23 protein-coding genes and 2 pseudogenes are annotated in these 25,822 nt (G+C 55.0%); 14 read left to right on the plus strand and 11 right to left on the minus strand.

Annotation, left to right across the window (positions count from 1 at the left end; translation table 11 throughout):
- The first annotated feature begins 2 nt into the window (after positions 1–2).
- The 6 genes from AC07W5_RS16140 (at position 3) to AC07W5_RS16165 (ending at position 5,608) form a co-directional block, all read left to right on the plus strand.
- Positions 3–899: a LysR family transcriptional regulator gene (locus tag AC07W5_RS16140; RefSeq protein WP_008018080.1), complete on the plus strand. Its 897-nt coding sequence runs from the start codon at positions 3–5 to the stop codon at positions 897–899.
- A gap of 244 nt (positions 900–1,143) precedes the next feature.
- The gene (locus AC07W5_RS16145) at positions 1,144–1,914 is read left to right on the plus strand and encodes an SDR family NAD(P)-dependent oxidoreductase (RefSeq protein WP_008018079.1); all 771 of its coding nucleotides are present in this window, start codon (positions 1,144–1,146) and stop codon (positions 1,912–1,914) included.
- Positions 1,915–2,100: 186 nt separating this feature from the next.
- Positions 2,101–3,048 carry a SphA family protein gene (locus AC07W5_RS16150; protein WP_494991734.1) on the plus strand — a complete coding sequence of 316 codons (948 nt, stop codon included), beginning with the start codon at positions 2,101–2,103 and terminating at the stop codon, positions 3,046–3,048.
- 168 nt (positions 3,049–3,216) lie between these two features.
- Entirely contained in the window at positions 3,217–4,161 is a 945-nt protein-coding gene (locus AC07W5_RS16155) for an alpha/beta fold hydrolase (RefSeq protein ID WP_007985640.1), read from the plus strand.
- Between the two features lie 81 nt (positions 4,162–4,242).
- Positions 4,243–4,977: a pirin family protein gene (locus AC07W5_RS16160; protein WP_007985638.1), complete on the plus strand. Its 735-nt coding sequence runs from the start codon at positions 4,243–4,245 to the stop codon at positions 4,975–4,977.
- Positions 4,978–5,002: 25 nt separating this feature from the next.
- Complete coding sequence (locus AC07W5_RS16165) at positions 5,003–5,608, plus strand: isochorismatase family protein (RefSeq protein ID WP_007985637.1); 606 nt, start codon at positions 5,003–5,005, stop codon at positions 5,606–5,608.
- Between the two features lie 62 nt (positions 5,609–5,670).
- Here the strand turns inward: AC07W5_RS16165 and AC07W5_RS16170 are convergent, their stop codons facing one another.
- The 7 genes from AC07W5_RS16170 to AC07W5_RS16200 all read right to left on the minus strand — a co-directional run bounded on the left by AC07W5_RS16170 (position 5,671) and on the right by AC07W5_RS16200 (position 13,792).
- Positions 5,671–6,789, minus strand: coding sequence for an FAD-dependent monooxygenase (locus tag AC07W5_RS16170; protein WP_494991610.1), 1,119 nt, complete (start codon positions 6,787–6,789; stop codon positions 5,671–5,673).
- Between the two features lie 37 nt (positions 6,790–6,826).
- Positions 6,827–8,347 (minus strand): MFS transporter, encoded by a 1,521-nt coding sequence (locus AC07W5_RS16175; protein ID WP_494991611.1) that lies wholly within the window; start codon positions 8,345–8,347, stop codon positions 6,827–6,829.
- 11 nt (positions 8,348–8,358) lie between these two features.
- Complete coding sequence (locus AC07W5_RS16180) at positions 8,359–9,546, minus strand: HlyD family secretion protein (protein ID WP_494991612.1); 1,188 nt, start codon at positions 9,544–9,546, stop codon at positions 8,359–8,361.
- A 4-nt stretch (positions 9,547–9,550) separates the two neighbouring features.
- Positions 9,551–11,056, minus strand: a complete 1,506-nt coding sequence (locus AC07W5_RS16185; RefSeq protein ID WP_494991613.1) for an efflux transporter outer membrane subunit — start codon at positions 11,054–11,056, stop codon at positions 9,551–9,553.
- A 169-nt stretch (positions 11,057–11,225) separates the two neighbouring features.
- Entirely contained in the window at positions 11,226–11,810 is a 585-nt protein-coding gene (locus AC07W5_RS16190; RefSeq protein ID WP_494991614.1) for an isochorismatase family protein, read from the minus strand.
- 63 nt (positions 11,811–11,873) lie between these two features.
- The gene (locus AC07W5_RS16195; protein ID WP_495023789.1) at positions 11,874–12,710 is read right to left on the minus strand and encodes a pirin family protein; all 837 of its coding nucleotides are present in this window, start codon (positions 12,708–12,710) and stop codon (positions 11,874–11,876) included.
- Between the two features lie 11 nt (positions 12,711–12,721).
- Entirely contained in the window at positions 12,722–13,792 is a 1,071-nt protein-coding gene (locus tag AC07W5_RS16200; protein WP_007996112.1) for an alkene reductase, read from the minus strand.
- 486 nt (positions 13,793–14,278) lie between these two features.
- Between AC07W5_RS16200 and AC07W5_RS16205 the strand changes: the two genes are divergently transcribed.
- The 5 genes and pseudogenes from AC07W5_RS16205 to AC07W5_RS16225 all read left to right on the plus strand — a co-directional run.
- Positions 14,279–15,292 carry a nucleotidyltransferase domain-containing protein gene (locus AC07W5_RS16205; protein WP_007996113.1) on the plus strand — a complete coding sequence of 338 codons (1,014 nt, stop codon included), beginning with the start codon at positions 14,279–14,281 and terminating at the stop codon, positions 15,290–15,292.
- The gene (locus AC07W5_RS16210) at positions 15,292–17,010 is read left to right on the plus strand and encodes a ThiF family adenylyltransferase (protein ID WP_007996115.1); all 1,719 of its coding nucleotides are present in this window, start codon (positions 15,292–15,294) and stop codon (positions 17,008–17,010) included. The genes AC07W5_RS16205 and AC07W5_RS16210 overlap by 1 nt, the downstream gene beginning before the upstream one ends.
- Positions 17,007–17,513 (plus strand): Mov34/MPN/PAD-1 family protein, encoded by a 507-nt coding sequence (locus AC07W5_RS16215; protein ID WP_494991616.1) that lies wholly within the window; start codon positions 17,007–17,009, stop codon positions 17,511–17,513. The genes AC07W5_RS16210 and AC07W5_RS16215 overlap by 4 nt, the downstream gene beginning before the upstream one ends.
- Positions 17,482–18,663 carry an SAVED domain-containing protein gene (locus AC07W5_RS16220; protein ID WP_157221356.1) on the plus strand — a complete coding sequence of 394 codons (1,182 nt, stop codon included), beginning with the start codon at positions 17,482–17,484 and terminating at the stop codon, positions 18,661–18,663. The genes AC07W5_RS16215 and AC07W5_RS16220 overlap by 32 nt, the downstream gene beginning before the upstream one ends.
- Positions 18,664–20,288: 1,625 nt before the next feature.
- Positions 20,289–20,423, plus strand: a pseudogene (locus AC07W5_RS16225) (site-specific integrase); the annotation flags it as partial.
- A gap of 49 nt (positions 20,424–20,472) precedes the next feature.
- Here AC07W5_RS16225 and AC07W5_RS16230 read toward each other — a convergent pair.
- On the minus strand, positions 20,473–21,225 hold the full coding sequence (locus AC07W5_RS16230; protein ID WP_495012348.1) for an SDR family NAD(P)-dependent oxidoreductase: 753 nt from the start codon (positions 21,223–21,225) through the stop codon (positions 20,473–20,475).
- A 105-nt stretch (positions 21,226–21,330) separates the two neighbouring features.
- Between AC07W5_RS16230 and AC07W5_RS16235 the strand changes: the two genes are divergently transcribed.
- Positions 21,331–22,254, plus strand: coding sequence for a LysR family transcriptional regulator (locus AC07W5_RS16235; RefSeq protein WP_495023838.1), 924 nt, complete (start codon positions 21,331–21,333; stop codon positions 22,252–22,254).
- Positions 22,255–22,489: 235 nt separating this feature from the next.
- On the opposite strand, the pseudogene AC07W5_RS16240 reads toward AC07W5_RS16235, so the two are convergent.
- A pseudogene (locus AC07W5_RS16240) lies at positions 22,490–22,767 on the minus strand (Lrp/AsnC family transcriptional regulator); the annotation flags it as partial.
- Between the two features lie 158 nt (positions 22,768–22,925).
- Between AC07W5_RS16240 and AC07W5_RS16245 the strand changes: the two are divergent.
- Positions 22,926–23,555: a LysE family translocator gene (locus AC07W5_RS16245; RefSeq protein WP_495023790.1), complete on the plus strand. Its 630-nt coding sequence runs from the start codon at positions 22,926–22,928 to the stop codon at positions 23,553–23,555.
- Between the two features lie 149 nt (positions 23,556–23,704).
- Here the strand turns inward: AC07W5_RS16245 and AC07W5_RS16250 are convergent, their stop codons facing one another.
- A complete protein-coding gene (locus tag AC07W5_RS16250) occupies positions 23,705–24,262 on the minus strand; it encodes a carboxymuconolactone decarboxylase family protein (RefSeq protein ID WP_495023791.1) in 558 nt (185 codons plus the stop codon).
- Positions 24,263–24,366: 104 nt separating this feature from the next.
- Here AC07W5_RS16250 and AC07W5_RS16255 point away from each other — a divergent pair, with 104 nt between their 5' ends.
- On the plus strand, positions 24,367–25,275 hold the full coding sequence (locus AC07W5_RS16255; RefSeq protein ID WP_495012345.1) for a cupin domain-containing protein: 909 nt from the start codon (positions 24,367–24,369) through the stop codon (positions 25,273–25,275).
- A 181-nt stretch (positions 25,276–25,456) separates the two neighbouring features.
- On the opposite strand, the gene AC07W5_RS16260 is transcribed toward AC07W5_RS16255, so the two are convergent.
- On the minus strand, positions 25,457–25,657 hold the full coding sequence (locus AC07W5_RS16260) for a YbdD/YjiX family protein (RefSeq protein ID WP_495023792.1): 201 nt from the start codon (positions 25,655–25,657) through the stop codon (positions 25,457–25,459).
- Positions 25,658–25,822: the final 165 nt, after the last annotated feature.

Consider the following 25,822-nt stretch of genomic DNA (forward strand, 5'->3'; position numbering starts at 1 on the left):
CTATGCGCACCGACCTCAACTTGCTCCGTGTCCTGCTGGCCGTTTATGAAACCGGCAATGTCACCGCGGCGGCGAAGCGGCTAGGCATGAGCCAACCCGCAACCAGTGCTGCACTGGCCCGCCTGCGTCACTCACTGGGCGACCCGCTGTTCATTCGCTCGGGCAACCTGATGGAGGCGACGCCACGTGCGCAAGGCATCATTGAACGCACCCGCGAGGTGATCGAAATCATTGACCGGGATATCCTCAGCGGCCCGACTTTCGACCCTGCCACCAGCGAGCAGGAGTTCGTCTTTTGTCTGAGCGAAGTGGGTGAAGTGGTCTTTCTACCTGCGCTATTCCAAAGCCTGCGCAGCGCGGCACCGAATACGCGCATACGAACCGTCAGCCTGGCACCGGATGAGCTTGTGGAGAACCTGCATGAAGGCCGGGTCGATGCGGTGCTTGGCTATTTTCCCGACCTCACTACCCCCAACATATATCAGCAACGATTGTTCTCTCATGACCTGGTCTGCCTGATCCGCCTCGATCATCCGCTGGCAGGGGAACAACTGTCCCTGGAGGATTTCACCACACTGGAACATCTGCAGGTACGTGATGGCAGTCGTCGCCAGGAAATGTTCGAAGCCCACCTGACCAAAGCAGGTATCCACCGGAACATCGTGCTGCAGACGTCTCACTACATGAGTGTGCCATCGATCATCGAACGCTCTGATCTGATCGTGGTGTTGCCACGTACCGTCGCGAACATGTGCACGCATAATCTGAATGTGCGAATGGTTGAGCCTCCCTTGGACATTCCACGCTACGACCTCAAGCAGTACTGGCATGCTCGTTTTCACGAGGCCCCCAGAAGTGTTTGGTTGCGGCGTCTGATCATGTCAGTTTTCAATGGGTGACATACCTGGATATCCGATGTGGTTAGATTCGGAATAAACCGCCTCTTGAATTTTTACCCTTGCCTGTCATCGCCCTTACAGCCCCTGCACCGTGATTGTTGCTTGAGAGCAACAGTCCTTGGTGATTTCCGTGCCTAGTCAATAAGTAGTGGTCTACCTACAGTTCGCCCAACTCATTAACCGCCACGATTGATCGGGTGTGTTACTGCAAGCTGTTCTTATAAAAACAAGCAGGAGAAATGGGATGCTTAAAAGTAATCGTCTGCAGGGTAAAGTTTGCATTATTACAGGCACAGGCGGATCGATGGGGCGAGCTTCGGCGTTAATGTTCGCACAACAAGGCGCCAAAGTAGTGGGGTGTGATATCTCTCATGAGGCGGCTCAAGAGACAGTTGATGCAGTGAAGTCCATGGGTGGGGATATGGTTTCCCTGAGCAATTGCGACTTGACTGACCCTGCCAACTGCGCACGCCTAGTCGAATTGGCTGTTTCGGAATTCGGACGCGTCGACGTGTTATTCAATAATGCGGCGATGGCTTACTTTGGTTGGATCGATCAGATATCAGACGATGACTGGCATCGAACAATCAATCAGGAACTGAATCTGGTGTTCCATCTTGTACGTGCCGCTTGGCCGGAGCTAATCAAGTCCCCGGGCGCCTCAATTATTAACACCGCGTCAGTTTCCGCATGGTCGACCTACCGCATGCTCCCCGGAATCGCGCATAGCGCGGCCAAAGGGGCAGTGCTTTCCATGACCCGCCAACTGGCGCTGGAGGGCCGGCTCCATGGCTTGCGCGCCAATAGCATTTCCCCGGGATTGATTGAGTCCAAGCAAACAATCCCGTTGCTGAAGGATCCCGAGTGGGCTGAAACGATGGTGGGCAAGGTGATGCTGGGGCGTTTGGGTAAGCCCGAAGAAGTCGCAGCCACCGCTTTGTTCCTGGCTTCTGATGAAAGCTCTTTTATCACGGGTACTGATATTCGGGTCGATGGTGGTACCACTGCCTGGTAACTCTACCTGACACGAAACCTAACTATTCAATTGGGCCTGCCTAAAACAAGGTGGGCTCTATTGCCTCACAAATAATAAACACCTCTAACAGGCCGGCCTTATTGTTTTTGTAAAGCGTTACATGTTGTTCTGTTTGCCCGCATGAATCTTCGTAATCAAAATAATAATCCATACGAGATCATCCTTATGTTGCGCGTAAAAACCTTGCTGCTCAGCAAAAGTTCTCCCTTGCTTTGCACGGTAGCCATACTGCTGACCTGTGCCCAAACTCACGCTACCGAAAATAACGGAACCGCTTACCCACTCGGTCTTGATACCGTATTGGCTGGGCGAATGCCACCACCAGGACTGACTACTTTTTTTTACAGCTCCGCTTACGACTCGAATGAACTAAAGGGGGCGGATGGACACAGCATGGCCGGGATTGAAGACTTCAAACTCAGTTACCAATCGCTCGCAGTATGCCTGGACTACGTCTATTCCGACTACACCTTACTGGGCGCAACATTGGCCAGTCGTGCAGCGTTGCCCTATATCAAAGGGCAGGTGAGTTTTTATACAGAAACGCCCCAAGGACGTGTCCGAAACAGTGGTAAGGATGAAGGTTTCGCCGATTTGGCGTTTACACCACTGTTTCTCGGTTGGAGCTCTCCACGTTTTCATCAGATGTTGGGCGTGGATTTTTACGCGCCCACGGCATCGTATGACAAGGATCGCCTCTTCAACGTGGGAACCAATGTGTGGTCCTATTCCCCGTGGTACTCCTTCACGGCGAACCCGATAGAGGAGGTGGAGATAAGCGCCAAGATTCTCTACATGATAAACGACAATAATCGTGCGACTGATTACCGGTCTGGGCGCGAACTGAATGCTGACTACCATCTTGGTTACAGCTTGAACAAGAATTGGCAGGTTGGAGTCAGTGGGTATTTGTACAAGCAGGTGAGCGATGATGAAAGTCACGGAGAGTCGGTGGGGGAGGACGGGAACCGAGGTCAAATCGTTGCTTATGGCCCTGTTGTGAAATATCAAACCCCCGAGTTTGGCGTACTGATAAAATGGCAACATGAAACGCTTGTCGAAAACAGGGCTCGCGGCGAACGTCTCTGGCTCCAGGCGGTCATGCGATTTTAGGCCTGGCACACTGGCGTCATCCGCTGAGCAGAGGCGCCAGTCATGGCCCTTACATACCTGCGTCGAAATTGGTGCGCAAGCGCAACAGTCCTTGGTGATTACTTGCCTAGTCAGTACCTGACACCTCATTTATGGTCTGGTTAATTGATCAATCAGGTGGGCTTTGGGATGCTGCAAAAGGAACACTTCAAAACTCTGAGCGGCTTTGGCTCCGTGCATGGCGTACCAAAGCTGCCAACGGGTTTTGCTGACGTCTTTGATAGCTACGAGATCGCTGCCAACGGTGTGAAACTGCACGCTGTCATTGGCGGGCAGGGCAAGCCATTGTTACTGCTTGGGGGATGGCCACAAAACTGGTTTGCGTGGCGCTACCTGATGCTACCGCTCGCTCGCACGTTCACCGTGATCGCCGTCGATCCGAGGGGCGTCGGGCTCTCGGAAAAAGCCCAGGAGGGTTATGACTCACGGACCCTGGCCCAGGACATGTTTGCGCTGATGGACGCCTTGGGGCATGAGTCATTCGCCATGGCCGGCCATGACATCGGCATGTGGACCGGTTACGCCATGGCGCACGATCAACCCGCCCGAATCGAACGCATTGCGCTGGGCGAAGCGCTTATTCCTGGTGTGTCGGACTCTCCGCCATTGCTGCCCGAGCACCGCTGGCTCAGTGATTTTCTCTGGCATTTCAACTTCAATCGGGCGCTGGGCATCAACGAACAACTGGTCAGTGGCCGCGAAGAACTTTACTTCGGTCACCAGTTCGCAACCAAAGCAGGTTCGCCAGAGGCAGTGCCTCGTTACGCGGTTGATTTCTACATCGAACAACTCAAGCGCGATCCACAAGCGCTGCGGGCCAGCTTCGACTACTACCGTGCAATAGATCAGTCGATTCCACAGAATCAACAGCGTAAAGCCACGCGTTTGACGTTACCGGTTTTGGCGTTTTCGGGGGCGCTGGCCTGTGGTGACAGCGTCGAAGCCGAGTTGCGCACAGTCGCTTCAAATGTCGAATCCGTGGTCATTGCAAATTGCGGTCACTATCCGGCGGAAGAGCACCCGGAGGCATTGCTGGCCGCGTTTGAGGCGTTTTTCGCGCCCTATGCACAATGATCCACTGCCGTTTGGTGAGAAATGGTGAGTCCATACTCATTGGCTCGCTGAACGATACCATTCGTACCAGAGACTGCCGTCATGTCTGTCGTTATCGCCCAGCTTAATCGCGCCAATCTAGGCAGCCATTTCCACGGTTACGGTCTGCGTACCGAACCAGAGTTGATCTCCCCCTTCATCGGGGTCGACCACTACTGGATGAATGCACCGACCTTTGCGCCACACCGGCACGCCGGAATTTCGGCGCTGTCCTATCTGCTTCTCGATTCCGAGACCGGGATGGCCAATCGTGACTCGATCGGAACCCAGAATGTGATTCAACCAGGCGGTTTGCACTGGACGACCGCCGGTCGTGGCGTGGCGCATGAGGAGGTCCCGGCTGAAACCGGAAAAACGGTGCACGGACTGCAGATCTTCGTCGCTCTTGCCCCCTCACGCAGGGACATCGCGCCGTTCCCGCTGATACTCGAAGCGCAGGATGTGCCGGTCATGCACGTACCAGGTGCCAAGGTGCGGGTACCGTTGGGGAGCTATCGTGAAATGAGCTCCCCGCTGAGTCCACCGACCGAAGTTACGATGCTCGACATCACGCTGGAGGCGGGGGCTGAACTGAGTGTGCCGATTGCCGCAGGCCACAGCATGTTCATCATGCCAATTGAGGGCACGGTGGAGGTGGCGGCCCAGCGCTTCGATCGTGAGGATCTGAAACTTCCGGTGTTCCCGGCGCAAGATGTTCCACGCGAGGTCAAGTTAAGAGCCCCGCAGGGAAGTGCCAACGTAGTTCTGTTCAGCGGACCTCCGCTACCCTTTGTTTGAACCCAACGAAACGAGGATTTGTACTATGGCCGACGTACGATTCACTGCAGAGAACGCCGCGTTGTTGCTGATCGACCATCAGGTCGGCACGATGCAACTGATCAAAAACATAGACCGTGAGTTTGCCGCGAAACAGTCGATTGCGCTGGCCAAGATGGCGAAGATACTCAACATGCCGGTCGTGATTACGTCCAGCCAGGAAGATCATGCCCAGGGCCCGATTCTCCCGGAAATCGCCAAGGTGCTTCCAGAAGCGCACGCGGCACGGATCAAGCGCCCAGGTGTGGTCAACGCCTGGGAATACGCCGACTTCCGCGATGCGGTGCTTGCCACTGGGCGCAAGCATCTGATCATGGCCGGTGTGACCACCGACGTTTGTCTTATCTTTCCGGCAATCGATGCTGCGCTCGAAGGCTTCGCCGTGCAGGCCGTGCTGGATGCTTCGGGCTCGCCCAGCGATCTTTCCGAAGAGTTCGCCCGTCAACGAATGCACGATGCTGGCGTCGTGCTCACCGCCACCAATACACTCATGGCGGAGATCGGACAGGATTGGTCCACACCTAACGGACAGCAACTGATTGGCTTGTTGTTCACTGATGTATTCCCGGCTTTGGGGGCTGGCATCCAATAAAGCACGAGCCCGTCGCATTGCCCGAAGCGCGTGACGCTTCGGGCAATGCGAGAGTTCACCGATCAGTTGGCTGCCGCATAACGAACATATTCGGCGCTGATCCGGTTTGAATGAGTAACCAGCCCGCGGACGAAGGGTAATCGTGCTTGCTCATAGCGGGCCAACACCGCGGCAAAGGGTTCGTCTGCGCCTCGGTCTGCGAGCATTCGGGCCAGCAACGCCGCATCTTCCACTCCGGTCAAAAAGCCGCGCCCGGTCATCGGAGAAACGACGTGAGCAGCATCCCCGATGATTGCCAGTGCGCCACGAGCCAACCGCTGCGGCTTGTATTCCGCAATCGGAGCGCCGCTCAATACATTCGCTGAGCGCACACCGACAGTCACTGCCTCCGCCCACATCTCAGGCCAGACCTGTGGGATCAGGGCGACTAGTTCAGACCTCACGTCTTCGCCGATCGTGCCGCGCCCAAGTGTGCCCATGATATGGCCATTGGCAGTCAGGCAGCCGGTGCGACGGAGCAATGCTTCCTGATGCACATCGAACCATGCGAATGTGACTTGACGCTGACCTGGCTCCATCGAGCCGTCGCGACCAGGAAGGACTGCAGCAACCAGACGGTATCCACCCACAAACTCAATCCATAGGCCGCCATCCGATGGCCAGGGGACGGGACGCGTCAGCGTTCGCTCCTCGACCAGTCCACGCCACACGAGATAACCGGCGTAGCAGGCAAGCGGTGCGTCGGGCGTGACCGCCTGGCGAACGATGCTGCGATATCCGTCCGCACCGATCACCGCGGCGGCAACCCTCCGGGTTCCGTCGGCTAAGGAGAGTTGTGCCCGATCGCCAAGGTCTGTGACCAAGGTGACGGCGTTGCCTTCTTCGAGGACGATGCCTGGCGTTGCGACAGCCCGGTCCCGTAGCCAGCTGTAAAGCGCGGGCCAGGTCGTCAATTCGCGATAGGCGGGGACCACGGGCAAAATGGGCGCAGCCCGCGGATCATGACCAGCCGTCGTCGCGAGCAGTTCCAGATCAATACTCAGGCTGTCTCCACCGTGCACGCGCCCCACAGAACGCTCAACGACACGAACGGGCACGCCCCTGGTCGCACAAGCAAGCGCCAGCGTGAGGCCGGCAAGGGATCCGCCGACAATAATGATTTCCGGGGGTGTAGTGTTCATCGCGTGTATGCACCCGCATTCGTGAAGGTATTCTGGTTCATCTGAAAGTCTTCTGCGTGACTGAAATGATCAGCGCGATCACCGCCACGCCGATCACGACCCAGAAATATTCCAGACTGGCGACCAGGGTCGATTGCTGCTGCAGCATTTGTGCGTGCATCGCCACCGAGATTTGGTTCGCTGTCGTTGCGCCCACTTCGGATGACAGTACTTGCGCCAGTTGTTGAGTTTGCTCCACATAGAGAGGGTCGCTGGCGCTGAAATGCACGTTGAGGTTGTTGTATTGCAGGGTCGTACGCCATTGCAGGAACAGTGTGGCGGCCGTGGTGCCAATCGCCATGGCGATCTGTCCCATCATGTTTTTGACCTGATAGGCGTGCGCGAAGAGCTTCTCCTCTTGCATCACGTCCCGAAAGGTTTGCATGGCCGCGGTCGACATCACCAACATCACAAAGCATCCATTGAGAATCAATGCTGGCAGAATGTTCGACCACAGATTGGCGCTGGGCGTCAGCGAGGACAGCAGCCAGCCAAAGCCACCCAGCGCAATGAATCCCAGAATGAAGAACTTCTTAGGGGCAGGGTACTTTGGAAGGAGAGTCGCCATGATGACCCAGGTGGCCAGGGTGCCGGTCAGTCCGATGGCCTGGAATGTACCGATGGTGTCCCAGGAGTAGCCAAGCCCCGTTTGCAGGAAATACGGCAAGATGTAGTTATTCGCGCCCAGTACAACGTAGGCGTAGCAAAACAGCGCCACGCCCTGGAGGTATCGTGGCCGCATCAAGTCTCTGATCTTCAGGAAGGGCTTTGCCTTGATGTGTTCGGCGTGGAAAAAGGTGTACACGCCCAGTGCTGCCAAAAATGCGCAACCGACGAGGATGAAGGTGTCGTTATAAAAGTCGTAGTAGGACCGCTGTAAAATGTAGAGCAGAAAGAAACTACTGACCGACAACAAGAGAATGCTTGCGAGACTCGTGGGGGTTCGGTCTTCCTTAGGGATAGGGCTGGTAGGCAGAAAACGTACGCAAAGGGTTGCTGCAACCAAGGCGCCGACGATCAATATCCAGAAGATCGCGTGCCAGGTATTTTCGGCCACCACCAATGACGAGACAAAAGGTGCCGCAGCCGTCCCGCCGGCGAGTCCGGTGGCAAACACTTTGATACCCGTGAATCGGCCCGGACCAGGGGGAAGCAGGTTGATCATGAGGCGCGCTGAAGTCATGAACGAGGCTCCACCCAGAGCCATGACGACTCGGCCTACGGTAAAACTGGTCAAATCAACGCTTACACCGCACACGAAAGCGCCCAGTACGAAAACGCTGATTGAGCCGAGCATGAAGTTGCGCCAGCCCAGGCGCTCCGTCAACCAATGCTGTTTCGAGATCACCACCACCGCGATACAGGCATAGAGGGCGGCCACTAAGCTGAATTCTTCAGGGCTGGCCTCGATTTCGCCGCGAATCGGTGCAGAGGCAAAAGCGATCATGCCTGCCTGCAAATATTCCAACGCACAGAGCAGGCCCACAGTGAACAATAAGGCGGCGTGTTTTCTGTACATGATCCCCCCCGTCAAAACTTCAGATTTTTGGGGTCATGGTCACTACCCTCATTGGCACTGATCACGCGTTCCACAACTTCATTGGCGTCCTGAAGTTCGTTCTTGAAAATCTCGGTGCTGTAAATCGGTTGCTGTGAAGCTGTCTTGTTCAGGACGGGGCCATTGCGATCGGTGGTGTCGACCACGACGCGCATGGACAACCCCAGACGCAAGGGGTTCTGTGAGATTTCCTGTGGCCGTAACGCGATCCGTACCGGCACCCGTTGAGTCACCTTGATCCAATTGCCAGTAGCGTTCTGAGCTGGCAGCAAGGAGAAAGCACTGCCGGTACCGGCATCCAGGCCGATAATGGTCCCGTGGAATATGACGCTGCGGCTGTAGGCATCCGCGCGCAGTTCAACGGGTTGACCAATACGCAAGTCTTCAATCTGCGATTCCTTGAAGTTGGCATTGACCCAGACTTGATCAACAGGCACCACCGACATCAGCGCTACGCCCGGAGTGATTTTTTGTCCGACCTGCACAGTGCGTTTGGTGATTACACCTGTAACCGGCGAATAGATTTGGGTGCGATGCAAGGCGATGTAAGCATCACGCAGGTTGCTTGCCGCCACCAGCACATCCGGGTGAGTAGGAAGTGTGGTGCCATCGACCATTGCGAGCCGAACGGCGAGGGCGTGTTTGGTGCCCTCAAGCCCCGCGACAGCGTTTTTGAGTACATCTGCGGTGTGACTGATCTCTTCACGAGATACGGCACCACTAGCGGCGAGTTGACTGCGTCGACGTACATCCTCCTGGGCCTTGCGTACGTCGGTTTGACGCTGGTCGACTTCAGCCTGAAGTTGCTGGACCTGATAGTACTGGGTGCGTGCCTGACGAACTGCACGAGCCAGGTTCGACGTGGCGCGCTCGTAGTGGATTTCGGCATCCACGGCGTTCAATGTCACCAGTGGCGAGTTGGTGTCGACATGATCGGTGTTGTCGGCGCTGATTGCCGTCACCGTACCGCTGACTTGTGAAGTCACCTGAACAACATTGCCGTCGACATAGGCATCGTCCGTGGATTCGGAATCCAGTCTCAGCAGGTAGGCAACGCACAAGGCGGCGACCAGAAAGGCTATGGCCACAATCAGCAGCAGTGTGGGGCGGTACAATGTTCGCTGTTGGGTGGCGGCTGGGGAGGGCGATTCTGTAGTCATAACATCAATTACCTGCCAAGGAAGGAGAGGCGTTTTCGGGGGCAGGGATTTCAGGCATATAGCCGCCCCCCAACGCCCGGCTCAGATTGGCCTGAAGGGAAAGTGCTCTGGATTTCAGATCAACCAGTTGACGTGTTTCGGTCAACGTTGAGTTCTCAGTTGCTAGTACCTGCAGATAGGTTGCCAGTCCTGCTGCGTACCGTTTGTTCACCAGGTCGGCAGCTGCCTGTGCAGTGGCTACGGCGTCATTTTGCTGAGTCAGGCGTTCTTTTAACCAACGCAGTGAAGACAACTGGTCGGCGATATCGCGGAGGGCATCGATGACTGTCTGGTTGTAGTTCTCGACCGCCAGATCGTATGCAGCGTCCTGGGCGTCCAGGTTCCCGCGCAATCGACCGCCTTCGAAGATCGGAAGGCTGATCGCTGGGGCGAATCCGACTATTCGGCTGCTGCGCTCGCTGAAAGTATCAAAACCAAGACTTTGCAGACCGATGAATGACGTCAGGTTAACGTCAGGATAGAAACGAGCTTTTGCCACATCGATTTCATGGCCCGAGGCTTCGACGCGCCAACGCTGCGCAACAACATCAGGACGATGACCGATCAACTCGGCGGGTAGATTGGTCGGCAGCACCACGCTATTGCTGGACTGAAGCTGGGGTCTCGTGATTGTCCGTCCCCGGTCAGGCCCCTTGCCCAGTAAGGAAGCAAGTTTGTTCCGGTTGAGTTCGATCAATTCTTTCAGTGCGGCAATATTGGCTTTACTGGCAGGCAGGGAAGCCTGGGACTGCTTGATGTCGATCTGCGTATCCAGTTCAGCTGCGAAACGCTGCCGAGTCAGTTTCTCGATTTGCTCCTGCTGTGCCAACAGTGTTTGAGCCACATCCATTTGTTCATAGCTGTTCTGCAACGCAATGTAGGTTTGCACGATCGATGCCGATAGCAAAAGCACCGCCGCACGCTCATCGACTTCAAGTGCATGTCGACGGCCTACGGCGGCTTCAACGGCCGCACGATTTTTGCCCCAAAAGTCCAGCTCATAACCCACATTCAGGGTGGCCTGATTGACATTCTGCCAAGTGCCCCTTACCGGCACAGGTGTGGTGCCGTTGGAGCTGAAACGCTCGCGTGTCGAGCTCATCGCAGCATCGACATGAGGCAGTAACCCGGCGCCTTCAATAGCTTCCAGAGCGTTGGCCTGACGCACTTTCGCCGCCGCTGATCGCAGGGAAGGGCTGTTCGCCAAAGCCTCCATGATCAAAGCATCGAGTTGCGGATCCTTGAAACTGATCCACCAGTTTTCAGAGGGCCATGCCGCCGGGGACAGCGTGATTGCACTGTCGGCAAGTGTCTGGCTGACATCGGTGGGCGCGAGCAGATGTGACTGCGGCTTCAGGTCACTGAAGGAGCATCCGGCGAGCAGGAGCAACATCATCGCCAACGACGCTCGTGGGGCGAGCCGATTAGTGGATCGAACATCCGTTGGACCCTGTGCATTGGGGCTGTTCATGAGCGATATTCTCCGACTCAGCAAGGTGGGGGCAGTGCGATGTGTGCCATGACACGGAACGCAGATGGCCCATCTCCGGGATGTGTGGCGGGGCTGCTTTGATCAAAGGTTGTGCGGCGTTTCAGGGTGGCAGAACCGGAATTGGAGATTCTGCCAGCCAGAAACGTCCTTAACCTTGCAGCGCTTCCATGAGTACCTGCACCAATTGCCCGCCTTCTGGGGTTGCCCAGCTTCCGGCGAGTTCCGCAATCAGTTGGTTGGTGCTTGTGAGCGTCACGCCGCCCTTATCCATCCGCCGCAGCGCGATGTCATCGGCCATCACACTTGGTGAGCCACCACCGTCGGCCACCACCTGAACGTCATACCCTTCGCGCACCAGACTCAGCGCCGGATAGACCGTGCACACGTCATTGGTGACACCGGCAATGATGAGTTTTTTACGCCCTGTGGCTTTGACGGCGGCGGCGAAGTGTTCATCGTCCATGGCGTTGACGATACCCAAGCGTTTAATGCGGGAAGCGAATTGGGCCGGGAGGATTTGCTCCAATTCACTCAGCAGCGGTCCCTGAGCGTACTCTTCCATGCTAGAGGTCAGGACCACCGGAAGCTTCAGAATGGCCGCCGCTTTGGCGAGCATCAGCGCGTTGCGTTTGAGCTCTTCGAAGGGAATGGATTTTACCCAGCCCATGGTCCCCACCTGGTGGTCGATCAACAGCAAGGCGGCATTTTCAGCACTGAATTTTTCGTACGTCATGATGATTCTCCTGGCAGTAAAGTCGGGGCACCTAACGCCCCGGATTGGGGTTGTTTCAATCAATCAACGAGGTTGTAGCTTTCCGAATGCACCACGCTGATAGCCGTCAATGGCTTCAGCCAGCGCATGCTGAGAGGCGAGCGCCAGTGGTCCTTGCCAAAACACGGGTTGGTTCAACGGGACACCAGAAAACAACACGGCCTTGGCGTTGCCCCTAGGAGCGCTCAACCCAACCACGCGATCGTCACGCAGCGGTAGACTCACCGGCAGCGTGAGTTCGCTGAGATTGAAGGGAAGCCCGTCGACCAGCACTTCGCCGTCAATCGGCATCACGAACGCCACGTGACCTTCCGGGATCGGGACGCTGACTTCAGCGCCGCCTTCAAGAGAGATGTCCAGCACGCTGACTTCGGTGGGTACCGACAAGGGCGACGACACCTGAGCGAAACTGCCCAGTGGCACGCGCACCTTGACCCCAGGCAATCGCACCACGGGCACTTCCTGCGCTTCGAGAGTGAGCGCAAACGGCGCGTCTGCTTGGCGCTCCTGCGGCAAGTTGATAAAAATTTGCAGCATGTGCACCGTCTTACCCGGTTCGGCCGGTACCTCCTCATGCACCACACCTTTACCCGCCGCCGTCCAATGCAGCCCACCGGGTTTAATCAGGTTGCGATTACCCAGCGCGTCCCGGTTTTCAATTCCGGTCTCGGAATCTAGAAACAGATAGGACACAGCTGAGAAACCGGCATGCGGGTGTGGTGGAAAAGTTGGCCCGCTGATCCAGGCATGATCGACAGCAAGGAAGGGGTCGATAGGCTTGGCGAACTGATTTCCACGCAGACTGAAAGCCCGGAACTGACTGCCGTGATTCATGCGTTGCAGACGTGCAATGGGTGACATGACTGTGCTCCTCAGACGCCTTGCGCTGCGGGCAAAGTCGGGTAGTCGATGTACCCTTGCGCACCCGGTGCGTAGAACGAATTTTTATCCGGAACATTGAGCTCAGCGCCTGTGCGAAAACGCTCAGGCAGATCCGGGTTGGCGAGGAATGCGCTGCCAAATACGGCAGCATCGGCGCGGCCGTCAGCGATCAGGGATTCGGCGGAGTGATGATCGAGTCCGCCACCGATCAAGTAGCTGCCGTCAAACAGTGGACGTAACAAGGCGTGGTAGTCGACATTGGCGCCGAACAGGGCGACATGTAGATAGGCGAGATTCAGCCCATGCAGGTGCTCGACCAGATAGGTGTAGGTTTCTTGCGGGTTGGCATCGACGATGTCGTTGAAATTCATTTCAGGCGAGATCTTGAGACCCACCCGGTCACCACCGATTTCCGTCGCGATAGCGGACAGCACGTCCAATACAAAACGCACACGGTTTTCAACCGATCCACCGTACTCATCCGTGCGCTGATTGCTGCCAGTTGAGAGAAACTGTTCTGGCAGGTAGCCCGACGCGGCATGCAACTCGACACCGTCGAAGCCTGCTTCCATGGCCAGGCGCGCCGCTTGGCGATAGCCTTCAATGACCGCGGCAATCTCAACCACGCTCAGTGCATGGGGGGTAACAAAATCCTGAAGGCCCGTCGCGGTCCAGGTCTGGCCAGCGGGGTTGATCGCGGAAGGTGCCTGTGGCAGGGCGCCATTCGGCAGCAACGAAGGGTGCGAAATGCGCCCGCTGTGCATCAACTGCATGAAAATCCGTCCGCCACGAGCATGCACGGCCTCAGTGACGTGCTTCCATGCAGCGACCTGCTCGGCGGTTTCGATACCAGGGGTACGGACATAACCCTTGCCCATTGCAGTGGGGAACACGCCTTCACTGATGATCAGGCCGGCACTGGCACGCTGTGCATAGTAAGTCGCAACCAGTTCGCTCGGCACACCGGCATCGTCGGCACGCGAACGCGTCATAGGGGCCATGACCATACGATTGGAGAGGGTGTAGCGACTGACCTGGACTTGAGAAAAGAGAGAATTCATTGTGGGGCTCCTCAGTAGTGATGGAGCCATCATTGATCAATCCTGACCCGGGATAAACTGGGCAAAATTGAAATGACTGATCCACTGATGGAGCAATATCTTTAGAGGACTCCGCGATTACGTTCAGACAAAAATGAATTTGAGCATTCTGGCAAACTCGTCAGGTATCGACCGATTGGCGCTGGTCTCCGATGTCTCGAAAAGGAGTTTGAGAAGGGGGGGAGGGAGGCCCATGTTCACAGATCCATTTATGACCCAGACATTCATTGGCCGAAATTAACCGGTTCCGAACGTATGTCTTTGCCGATTGAGGTCTGCCACAAAGGGCTGAAAACCCTAAGCGGACATAGCCATTGACGCACTCGGAACCTGTAAGCAGACGCTCAAGCAGTAGCCCTTGAAATACTTGAACTAGCCTTCACATACAGGTAAACCACAGAAGCCATTGTCCAATGGCTGCCACAAACCGTCGATCAAGGAGGACGCATGCCATCAGTGCAAAAACAGTTCGAAGATTTTCACAGCGCCATCTGTTTCGACGAGGACGATGAGAAGGCGACCCTCCGCGAGAAGCGCGATACTATCGTTACCACACTGAGGGAGAAGCTAGGCGACGACGTGCCATCGTTCGTCAACTTCAATCAGGGCAGTTACTCCATGCACACCGGTGTAGTGCCGCTGGATGGCAACTTCGACATTGACGTTGGCCTCATCTTCGACTGCACAAAGGATGAATACCCCGACCCGGTGGTACTTAAGAAGTTGGTGCGCGATGCGGTGAACTCAAACTTTCGCACAGTGGTCATCCGTCGGCCGTGCGTGACCGTCAACTACATGAGCGGTGGTGATATTGCATACCACGTCGACTTGGCCATCTACACCAAGGGCGTTGACGGCAAGCTCTACTTGGCCAAGGGCAAGGAGAATTCGGCCGAGGAGCACTCCATTTGGGAGATCTCCGACCCGAAGGAACTGACCAAACGAGTCTGCGGTGCGTTTGAGGACTCCGACAAGTTGGCCCAGTACCGCCGCTGCATCCGCTACCTTAAACGCTGGCGGCAGGTTCAGTTCCAGGGCACCGGCGCACCGCTGAGCATTGCCCTCACTGTGGCTGCACTTCACTGGTTCAAACCAAACTTCGGGACGTCCGGCAAGCCGGTAGACCTGCTGGCAATGCTGGACTGGGTTAATACGATGCTGGACCAATTCACCTACGAACTCAGTCAGGACGATGGCCTGCACCTGCGTTTGAAGGTCACCATGCCGGTGGAGCCGTATTACGATCTTATGGCCACTCGAACCGCCGCGCAGATGAAAAAACTCAAAGAGAAACTCGAGTCGCTTCGCGACGCCCTGCAGAAGGCGTATGACGAGGACCTGCCCGAGGACGCCTGTGGATACCTGAAGAAGCAGTTCGGCGACGACTTCAAGGTGCCCACGAAGTCTGAGACTGCCAAGGCGGTTTCGGCCGCCGTCATCAGCACCGGGAACTCCGCCTGATGTCGTCGGCCGCCCCCACAAAGGTCGATGCCGCATTTGAGGCTGTCAGGACTGCTTGTGGTTTGCATGGCATCGAGGTTGATCGCCTAGACAACCCAGCACAGAATTACCTGGGAGTTGAGCTCAAAGGCGCAATGCGCACTTGGCCTGTGTACGTCGATTGCGACGAGGCACAGTTGCGCTTGCCAAAGGTTTGGACTCTACCCCCGGAGGAGCCGCTCGCACATGTTAGCTACACCGGCGTGGTGTGCATCGACGACGGACAGGGACTGTCGCTCGACCCTGGCCGTCACGCCGACATCGTGGCGTACACAGTCCTCAAAGCATATGAATTGCTCGAGAACTCAGCAGAGGATGCAACCACTGGCCACGCTGAGTTCTTCAACGAGCTTGAGGGGTACTGGCTGCACCTACCGGACTCACTGCGCTCTCGCGCCTACTTCGAGGTCGACGGCAACTCGCGTATGGTCAAGGGATTCGTGAACTCGAAACTTGGTAAGTCGAAGTGGTATTTCACGGAGCGAGACGCCGAGTTGCCTTGGGAGGTCCGTAGTAACAAGCTCGCGGGGCAACGGGTCTTGTACGTTCACTTAGACGCGCTGGCGTTGCCGCCCACACTGCCGGACATGCTGACAACAGCGTTCATCGAGGGTGTTCACCAGCGTCTGTCATTTGACCAGCTAAAGCTTTGGGGCGAATTGTTCGGCCCATCTAAGAACTCGCCCAAGCAGCTGGCCCTGCTGGTGTCGGTACCTCGACAAGCCGGCGGTCGGTCGCTGGTCGGTATTGCCTTTGGTGCGCACCGCGGGGTAGTTGACAAGAAGTCACCGGTCTCGCCGCTAACCATGCGCCGACATACTCCTAACTATATGCGCGAGCGTGGCGGCGCGTCTCTGGACTTACTCGGGAAGCATGTGGTCGTACTAGGGGCAGGTGCTATCGGCTGTGTTGTAGTCGATACTTTGGCGGCAGCGGGAGTGGGGAAAATCACGGTGGTAGACCACGATGAGTATTCGGAGGACAACGTCTTTCGGCACCTTCTGGAGCCCCTGTACATCGACATTGGCAAGCCAGCGGGCCTACAACTAGCGCTGGAGCGGCGTTACCCGGGATTAAAGATAACTCCAGTCTGCACTACAGCCCAAAACTGGCACAAAACTGCCAACATCAGCAAATATGACGGTATCGTTCTCGCGTTTGGCGCACCGTCAATCGAGCGATCATTCTCGCGGGTACTCAAAGACAAGCGGGTTGACTTGCCTATCGTCTTTACCTGGCTGGAGGCCCTGGACTTGGGTGGGCACTCGGTGCTGATGTGGACTAAAGGTGAAGGTTGCCTCGACTGCGCCTATCGCGACGATGAGGGCCAACCATCCTTGGCGTCGCGAACGTCCTTTCTGGAGCCAAACCAGCCTGTCACCCGCAATCTCACGGGTTGTGCTGGTGCATTTGTCCCGTTTGGCCCAATACAGGCCAGACGCACGGGTTTGCTGGCAGCTGAGCATATTCTTTCGGCGATGACGGCGGTAGCAGTTGGCAAGCAGGAGCGAGATCCCTCCTATCACTTCTGGGTAGGAGAAGGCCGGGCAGCTGCCCAGCATGGTCTACGCACAACGCCTTGGTTCCAGAGTGCAAGAACAACACTCCCCGAAGATGCGACGAGGAAGATTTTCGGTCGCGCGTGCCGCCACTGTCGTGCGCCTGAGGAGATGGCATGAGGCTGGTTTATCGTGTCACGCCGACCCAGCGGCTCATCATTGTCGAACACGCTTGGCAGCAGATGCAAGCGTTCGCGCAGCGACGCTGCTGGCACCGCGAGGCCGGAGGAGTACTACTAGGTCGCCACCTACTGGATTCACACGATGTGGTCGTCGACGAAGTGTCCACTCCCCAGAGCAGCGACCGCCGCAGCAGGTTCAGTTTCTTTCGATCGTCCTCACACGAGCACATCGCGCGCCAGCGCTGGCTAGAGCAGGGGCACACTTCGGCCTACCTCGGGCTGTGGCACACGCACCCTGAACTCGACCCGACACCCAGTAGTATTGATCGAAGAGACTGGGAGCAGGCTGTGTCCGGGGACACGTTTGAAGGCGATCACCTGTTTTTTCCCATCATCGGCACGCGAAGCATCCGCATTTGGACACTGAGCCGCCGGGGCACGTTTCGAGAGTTGAAACTGGAGAAGAAGATTGGCAACGAAGAAAACCATGCCACAGGATAAGGCGACGTTAAAAATACCTGCTCAGACGAAAGAAACTCGAAGCCAGGACCGAGCTCGCATCCCCGTCGATGTACGGCGTGACCTGTGGGTGGCGGCTGCGGGTCGCTGCGAATTCCGTGGCTGCTGCAAGCCCGTGGGGCGCGACTTTTTGACCAAAGAAAGAGCCTTCACAGGCGAGCATGCGCACATCATTGCAGATAGTCCTGGAGGCGCACGGGGCGAGAAGGGCGAGTCGGAGCGCTTAGCCAAAGACGTCAGCAACCTGATGCTGGCCTGCTTTGACTGCCACGGGCGTATCGACCGGCATGGCAGGAACAACAAGTTCACCACACCGCAGCTCCAAGCCATGAAACGTGAGCATGAGGCCCGTATCGAGCGCATTTACTCCGCCACGGGCGTGATGGAGAGTTTGCCGCTGCTGGTGACGTTCCCAATTGGGCAGCATGTGACCAACATCGACGTGGACCAGATTCACTTCGCGATGCTGGAGAACAGCAACTATAAGCTGTTCCCCCAGGGTAGCCACATCCACATCAACCGCAGCGACTTCGACTTCCAAGACAACGACCCGGACTTCTGGCCTCGTGCAGAGAAGGCGCTTACCACGCACTATGACCGACTCATCCAGCCCGCCCTCGTCGACCGTAACGGTAATGCGCACTTAACCATTGCCGGATTTGCGCCGATACCGATGCTGATGAAAATCGGCGCGCTGATTGGCGACAAGACCCGTGCTAACGTCATGGACCTGCCCAACGACGGTTGGCTATGGGACAAGCGCGACACGTGCCCTGAGCCCAGCTACATCTATGACGTGCCCAAAGTGCTACCGCGCGAGGTGTCGGTGGTTGTTAGCATTTCGGGTAAGGTCGCATTTCCTGTCGATCGTGAGGTTGTCGAGTTCCGTGCCGAACTGCCAAACCGTGGCATCATCCGCAAGGAAGAGCACCTACTGAGCTTCCGTCGCGAATTCGATGGCTTCCTTCAGCGACTAACAGGAGCGGGGGCTCGTATAGTGCACATCTACCCCGCGACACCTTTATCGGCGAGCATCGAGATTGGTCGTATGTTGCTACCTAAGACTTTCGAGGAGATTCATGTGTGGGAATGGCAGGCGCCTGAATGGAAGCGAGCATTGCAGTTAAAGTGATATGACTGCTATTCGGTGATTTCAGTGAGTTGGTGAGGGAAGGGGGAGAGCTCTAGGAAGTGGTATTACGAGATAGGGCCCGAAGTACTCGACTTAACTCAACTAAATAGATGTTTAGTTGAGTTGGCTGATGTTCTCCGTATAAAGACTGTTAAGGTACCTCAGGCGGTTGGTAGTGAATAGACTATCATCAAGAGCACAAATCACTCGTCAGACATGACGTTCTGATGAGCTCCAACCTAATCTAACAGGGTACTAAGCAATGGAAAAACCTGTTGAAATTTGCACGTTTGAGCTCGACGTTATATTGGTAGATAAGGCGGGAAAACGCCTACCGAATCCGATGATTACGGTCGCTGTTGACAGTGAACCGCAAGTGATAATAGGGGTTTACATTTCGACTGGCAAACCCCAGAGCTCGAACAGCATTACGGAGCTTTGAATTCCCAGGCGCGCCAGGAGAATCAAGGGCTAACTCGCAGGGTCAGTATTACCCTGTAAACTTATTTTTTGACTTGTTAACCACCGTAGTTAACAAGTCAAAAATGTAGTTAACAACGGTACCGGACGAGCATTTTACTGAGCTTTTCATCCAGCCAAATTCTGGCGAGCTTCCAGGGTATTTGGTGGGAGGAAAGCTCCACAGGCTTCAATCGCAAGGAGGCACCGCCTAATCTGCAGCATCTGCATGTAAATCAGCCGGCGTTTGTCTTTACCACGAATGACAGCCCTTGAAATCTGCGCATCAACTCCACACTGAACGCCGCAGATTTCACACAGCGACGTGCATGCACGTGGACCTGTGGCGTAAGCAATGCCGTGAACGAACAAGCTGTTACCAAAAAGACCCTTTATATCAAACGAACAGACGAACAGACGAACAGACGAACTCGCATACGGTGTACGATCACGCGAATCTAGGGCAATTTCACGCGATTTCTTCCGAGATCTGCGGGCTCCGACGACAGGCATGCTCACGTAAGGCCGCGAAGAGCTAAAATGTCAGATGGGACTCATCGATATAGTGCATGGGTTAAGTCCAATGTACTGAGTGGGACAGCACCGATTACTTCATATGCTGAAACTACGAAGAATCATTTTCGTGACTTCCTAGGCCCATGAATTTTCGAGAGTATTTTTTTAAGATGATTTTTCTGATTTTTAAGTGACGACGACAACACCGGTGACGCTGCTTATATTGTCCAAGCGATGGCCGTTGTTGCACGCGCCAAAATCCGTATCGATGCAACGGCAGAAGCACAGCGGCCATCGTCATGTTCGTAACGGCGTTTTTCTCGCATGCGAGAAATTCGGCCTGGCCAGCCTGATCACCTGGTGAAAAGCATCGAGCAGAGCCCCACAAGGAGAATCCATAGGTACGCATAATGTATATTATGTTAAATTATGTGTCTGCGCGGAACTTCCCTCCAGCTTTGTAGCCGCACGACCCGGAAGTAATTCTGAGAAATTCATGCTAGTAATTATGGAAAACCGGGAACGCTTCCCTGGTTTTCCATAATTACTGTTCTTCAGCAGTCCTATTTTCTGCAACCTGCGTACCGTCCGCTTCGGCATCGAGAGCAGTCAACTACCTATTCGAGGTACTAGATATCTGCAGTTGGCCACTAGCTGTGGCTCGCAAACCGCTCCTGGATCTGCGCCGCTCCGATGCTGAGCAATTCATGGAGTTCTGTCTTAAGCCGCCCGCGGACTGGGTCGGCCCCATGGTCAAATCTCGGTTCAAACGCATCGGTGGGCAATAGATTGATCAGTAATGGGAAAGCTCACACTTTCCCAATACGTTCCGGATCAAATTTGGGCGATGCCGCCGTCGACAAATACTTCGCTGCCGTTCACGAAGCTGGAATCATCAGAGGCCAGGAATACTGCTACCTTTGCGACTTCATCTGGATCGCCAACGCGGCCCATTGGAATCAATGAAGCAAAGTGATCCAGCAGACCTTGCTGCTGTGCCGCGTCTGGGCCTGCCAATTCTACGAGGCCTGGTGTCTTGATCGGACCAGGGCTGAGAGTGTTCACGCGAATGTCCTGACCTTTCAAGTCGAGGATCCAGTTACGGGCGAAGGACCTTACAGCTGCTTTCGAAGCGGCGTAAACACTGAAATCTGGGGTGCCAACACTACCCGCGGTAGAGCCCGTGAGAATCACGGAAGCTCCCTTGGACAGCAGTGGCAGCGCCTTTTGGACCGTAAAAAGTACGCCCTTGGTATTTCGGCCGAAGGTGTCGTCGAAATGCTCTTCAGTGACATCTTTCAGATTTCTCATTTCACCGCCGCCAGCGTTCACGAACAGAACGTCAACACGACCGTGTTGTTCTTTCACCTGGGCGTACAACGCGTCCAATTGATCCAGCTTGGAGGAGTCGACTTGAACACCGGTTGCATTACCGACAGCCAAAACAGCAGCATCAAGCTCAGGTTTGCGCCGACCAGTGATGTAAACGTGAGCACCTTCCTTAGCGAAACGAATGGCAGTTGCCAATCCAAGGCCGCTGGTACCGCCGGTGACGATGGCGATTTTACCTTCAAGTTTGCGTGACATTTGACGTTCCTCAGGTTGGCGCAAGAAAGCGCATGACCAAAGAATATCGACGAACCCTGCCTTTCGAAATAGAATTGATTGCAAACCATCATTGCAGAAATGTCGATGTCAAAGATGCCAGATTTTGAAGGATTAGCGATGTTTGCAAAGGTAGCTGAGGAGCGATCCTTTGCGGCTGCTGCGAGGGTGATGGGTGTCTCCGTCGCAACGGTTTCACGAGGAGTTGGTCGCTTGGAAGAAAGGCTAGGTGCCCGTCTTTTAAATCGGACCTCCCGACAGCTCGCACTCACAGAATTTGGCCGCAGCATAGCGGAAAGCGCTAGTCGCCTGTACCGAGAGGCGGAAGAGACGGAGGGTATTGCACGCGAACTTTCGTCACAACCTAGAGGGCTCGTGCGATTGGCGATACCGATGACTTACGGCGTCCGCTGGGTTGCCCCGATTCTACCGGAATTTCTTCTCGCTTATCCCGAAGTGTCAGTCGATCTTCATTTGTCCGACGCGTCAGTCGACCTCATTGGGGAAGGCTTTGATGCTGCGATGCGGATCGCAATATTACCCGACTCATCTCTAGTAGCACGACGAATTAGCCGGGTTGCTCGGTATCTTGTGGCGTCTCCTAGATACCTTGAACAGCATGGTCACCCAAAACACCCTCATGATCTGGTAGGTCGAAATTGCTTGGGATACGCCTATCGAGCCCAGAGTGACGTCTGGCGCTTACTCAATAAATCAGGGGATGAGGTCAGCGTCTCCCCCAATGGCTCTCTGCGCGTCACAAATGTGGACGCCTTAATCCCTGTCGTACTTGCAGGAATTGCGATAGCTGAGCTTCCAGAGTTTGTCGCAAGTGAATATCTACGCGATGGAAGACTTCAAGTGGTACTGCCAGAGTGGAGCATGCAGGAGGGAGGACTGTATTTTGTGACGCCGACCGCTCGCACCCGGCCAGCCAAAGTGGATGTGCTAGCGGATTTTCTCATAGCCAAATTATCTGATCCGGTTTGGCGTTTGACTAATCGATCCTAGGCGAATACTAGCGAATTACAGAGCGTAGCGAAATTTCCGCCCCAACCCTGATACCTCTACGCCCAAAAATCACAAACAAGATTCGGAAAGAGTGAAGCTCGACCTCACCACTCTCCTAGCTGAAACGCCTGCGCAGTGTATCGATTTGGATTGGGAAAATTTGCCACCTATGGGCCGGGAGTTTCGATGACCTGCTACTAAGGCTGCTTTGTCCCTGACACCAGGAAGCTTCAGCCTCTGGAAGCGCCAGAACTGTCACTCGAAATTTTTCCGCCTCCACCTCATGATGACGTTCGACTTTTACTCCAACGAACACCGTCAGTCCCACCCCACCGACTCTGCATCGAGCGTTGCCTGATAACCGCGGATGACTCCTGCCTCCTCCAGATTGCGCACGCGCCGCAAACAAGGAGAGGGAGAGAGACCGATCTCTTCTGCCAGTTGTACGTTAGTCAGTCGACCGTCTCGTTGAAGGGCGGCTAGGATGTCTCTGTCGTAGCTATCCAGCTTTATTTGAGGATTTCGAAAATTTGGCATACACAAACCTTTTATAAAACTTCATCGGCATAAACTGCCAAAACAACCCGAGTATTGAGTTCAAAACGCAACCACCTGCCCTCCCCCTTGGACCTAGAATTTATCTCCCTCCCCACTCGCTGAGCTGCTTCAGAATGGAAGATAAAGCGCTGTATCTCTTAGCCCTTTCAATGATCTTTTTAATGCCCGGCCCGGACATGATCCTGCTGCTGCAAACCGGCGCAAAACAAGGCAGAACGGCCGCATTGGCAACCGCACTGGGTTTGGCATTTGCGCGTGCCTGCCACGTCACATTGACCGCCTTGGGGCTGGCAACGATGTTCAAAGTTCTTCCTTGGACATTTGATGTCGTTAAATACGCAGGCGCTGCTTATCTACTCTGGATAGGGTTACAAATGTTTAAAAGCAGTGGCGCAAGCTCACCAACAGCTGTTGAGAATCCCGTTGCATCGCCATCCTTGAAGGCAGCTTTCCGGCGTGGTCTTCTGACTAATCTGCTCAATCCGAAAGCGTTACTGTTCAGCTCAATATTGCTACCACAATTCATTGACCCCAATCGCTCCTCCGTATGGGAGCAATTTGCCGTGTTAGGTATCGTCCTCGTAATTACAGGGCTTCTGTTCGACAGTATTTTTGCAACCGCCAGCGCATGGGTAGGCCGCTGGATGGAGCGAAGCGCGCTGGCGCAACGCATTCAGCAATGGCTATTCGGTACTCTTCTCATAGGATTCTCCGTAAGGCTGGCACTGGTACAGCAAACCTGAAACCCAATTATTGAAGAGCTTTTTCATTGGCTACTGCGGTACCAGCACATTCGCGCCGATACCGACGCGAAATTGCTGCATTGACCACTGGGGCGACTTTCAATTGGGCTAACCCGCCCAGACAAACGATCCAGTTGCCAACTTTTGGATTATTTATCCGACTGCCAGCTGTAACGGCTAAGCTCCAGATTGAGAGGGGTTTTAGCGAAAACATTGGCAAAGTTGCACAGGGTTGCCAGGCTCACTCCAAGGATTACTTCCAAGGCATTTCCCTCTGTGTAGCCCGCAGTTTTGAAAGCGTCGTAGGTTTGTTCACTGACGTTACCGCGCGTCGCGATTACTTCGCGGGCAAAGGCTGCCAAGGCTTCAAGCTTCACCTCCGGTATGGCTGTTTGTCCGCGCAGTGCGCCGACCACTTCATCAGACAACTTCGCCTTGTTCAACGCTACCGCGGTGTGACCCGCTACGCAGAAATCACAACCGTGATTGGTCGCAGCAATCAGCTGCACGACTTCACGTTCAGCTAAGCTCAGCTCAGCTTTGCCATTGAGGGCAGATACTGTGACGTACGTTTCCAATGCCGCTGGAGCATTTGCCAACACAGCCAGTAAATTTGGAATGAAACCAGAGTTTTTCTGGGCGTTTTCCAAGAAAGGTTTGGCTGCTTCAGGTGCAGTTTGCAATGTGTGGAGAGTGACACGTGCCATGAGATATTTTCCTGCGAATTGAATGTCCGGCAAGTCTGTTGGCAACACGAATTTACAACCACTCTCCTGAGTAGCGTTTACCTGCCTCTGAGTATTTTCATTAGATGATTTCGTCCAGCCCACTGATTGATTGGTTATTAGAAAGTCTTGAGCTAGAGGCCAACCTCTTTCATGTTGGCCGTTACTGTGGAGGATGGCATGCCAGCACCTACGGCTCTGCACGATCCAGTTTTCATTTGGTCGTACAAGGCAATTGTTGGCTACATATCAATGGACAGAATCAGGCGCAGCAACTGAATGCAGGAGATGCTGTGTTTTTGTTGCGTGATCAGAATTATCGGTTGTCCAGTGCCGAAGAGGCTAATACCGCCCACCGTCTACCTCGCAGAGAAATGACAAAGCTGGATAGCGAGTCCGTGGACGGTGTGGGGCTGGTATGCGGCTTCTTTTACTTCAAGTCCGGGTTGTCATCACTGATCATCGAGGGGTTGCCGGACTGGATAATTCTACGGGCTGGGGATCCGTCGCTGAGTGCTGCCCGCGCCCTGTTCGATTTGATCCTGGATGAATGCCAGCAAGCCTCACCCTCCTCTGCATTGTTGGAGCGTCTAAGCCATCTGCTATTTCTGTATGTGTTACGCCAACAGGTAATGGAAAATCATAACCTAGGGGGCTTGGTGGCCCTTGCTCGACATCCGGTCTTTGCCACATTACTGGACCAATTAATTGAGTACCCAGCGCGCTCATGGTCTTTAGAGAGTATGGCGGCGTGTACCGGGCTTTCTCGCTCGGCGTTTTTCATAAAATTTAACGAACTGGTAGGCCAGTCGCCGGGGCAAGTGCTACTAGCGCTGCGAATTCGCCATGCCTGTCAATTACTGAAGAACAATCAGACAGTGGAGACGGTGTGTGCAGCTGTGGGCTACCAGTCGATTTCCGCGTTTTCTCGCGCTTTCGCCAAATCGGTGGGCATGCAACCAGGAGCCTATCGAAAAAATTATGAAGGCCGTTGAGCTACTTTCGGATGGAATCCACCCGTATGGAGTTGGGCACCCTATCGGCAGCACGACAGCTACAGTCACACCGTCGGTGACTGTTGTGAGGAGGATTGGTGAAAAACTTTTTCGCTCAAAGCGATCGCCATCAGAATCTTGTGGCGAAACAACTTTTTGCTTCAACGCTCCGAATGAATGGTCAGCAGCAGCGCGTTGTACATTTTCCATTGCCGTAGCGAGCTTCCTGACGCTCGCGAAAAAATTCCGAATACGTCATTACCAGCTGGTCCGGATGGTTGATACCCATTTGGGCCACATAATTGTCGTAATCGGGTACACCTACCATCAATCGCGCGCTCTGGCTCACCGACTTCAGCGCGGTCTGTAATCTGCTGAACAAAACAACTCTCTCTGTTTGGAGGGGGACTGATGCATCAAACCGCAGTTATATATCTGGAATGTGTCTGAGCTTTTCTATTTCTAAGTACGTCCAGAATCGCGCGTCACGTTGTCAGTTAACGCTAAGGCGAACAACGGGCCAGTAGGTAAGCGGCGCTATTTAATT

Source organism: Pseudomonas sp. GW821-FHT01E05 (assembly GCF_059422425.1).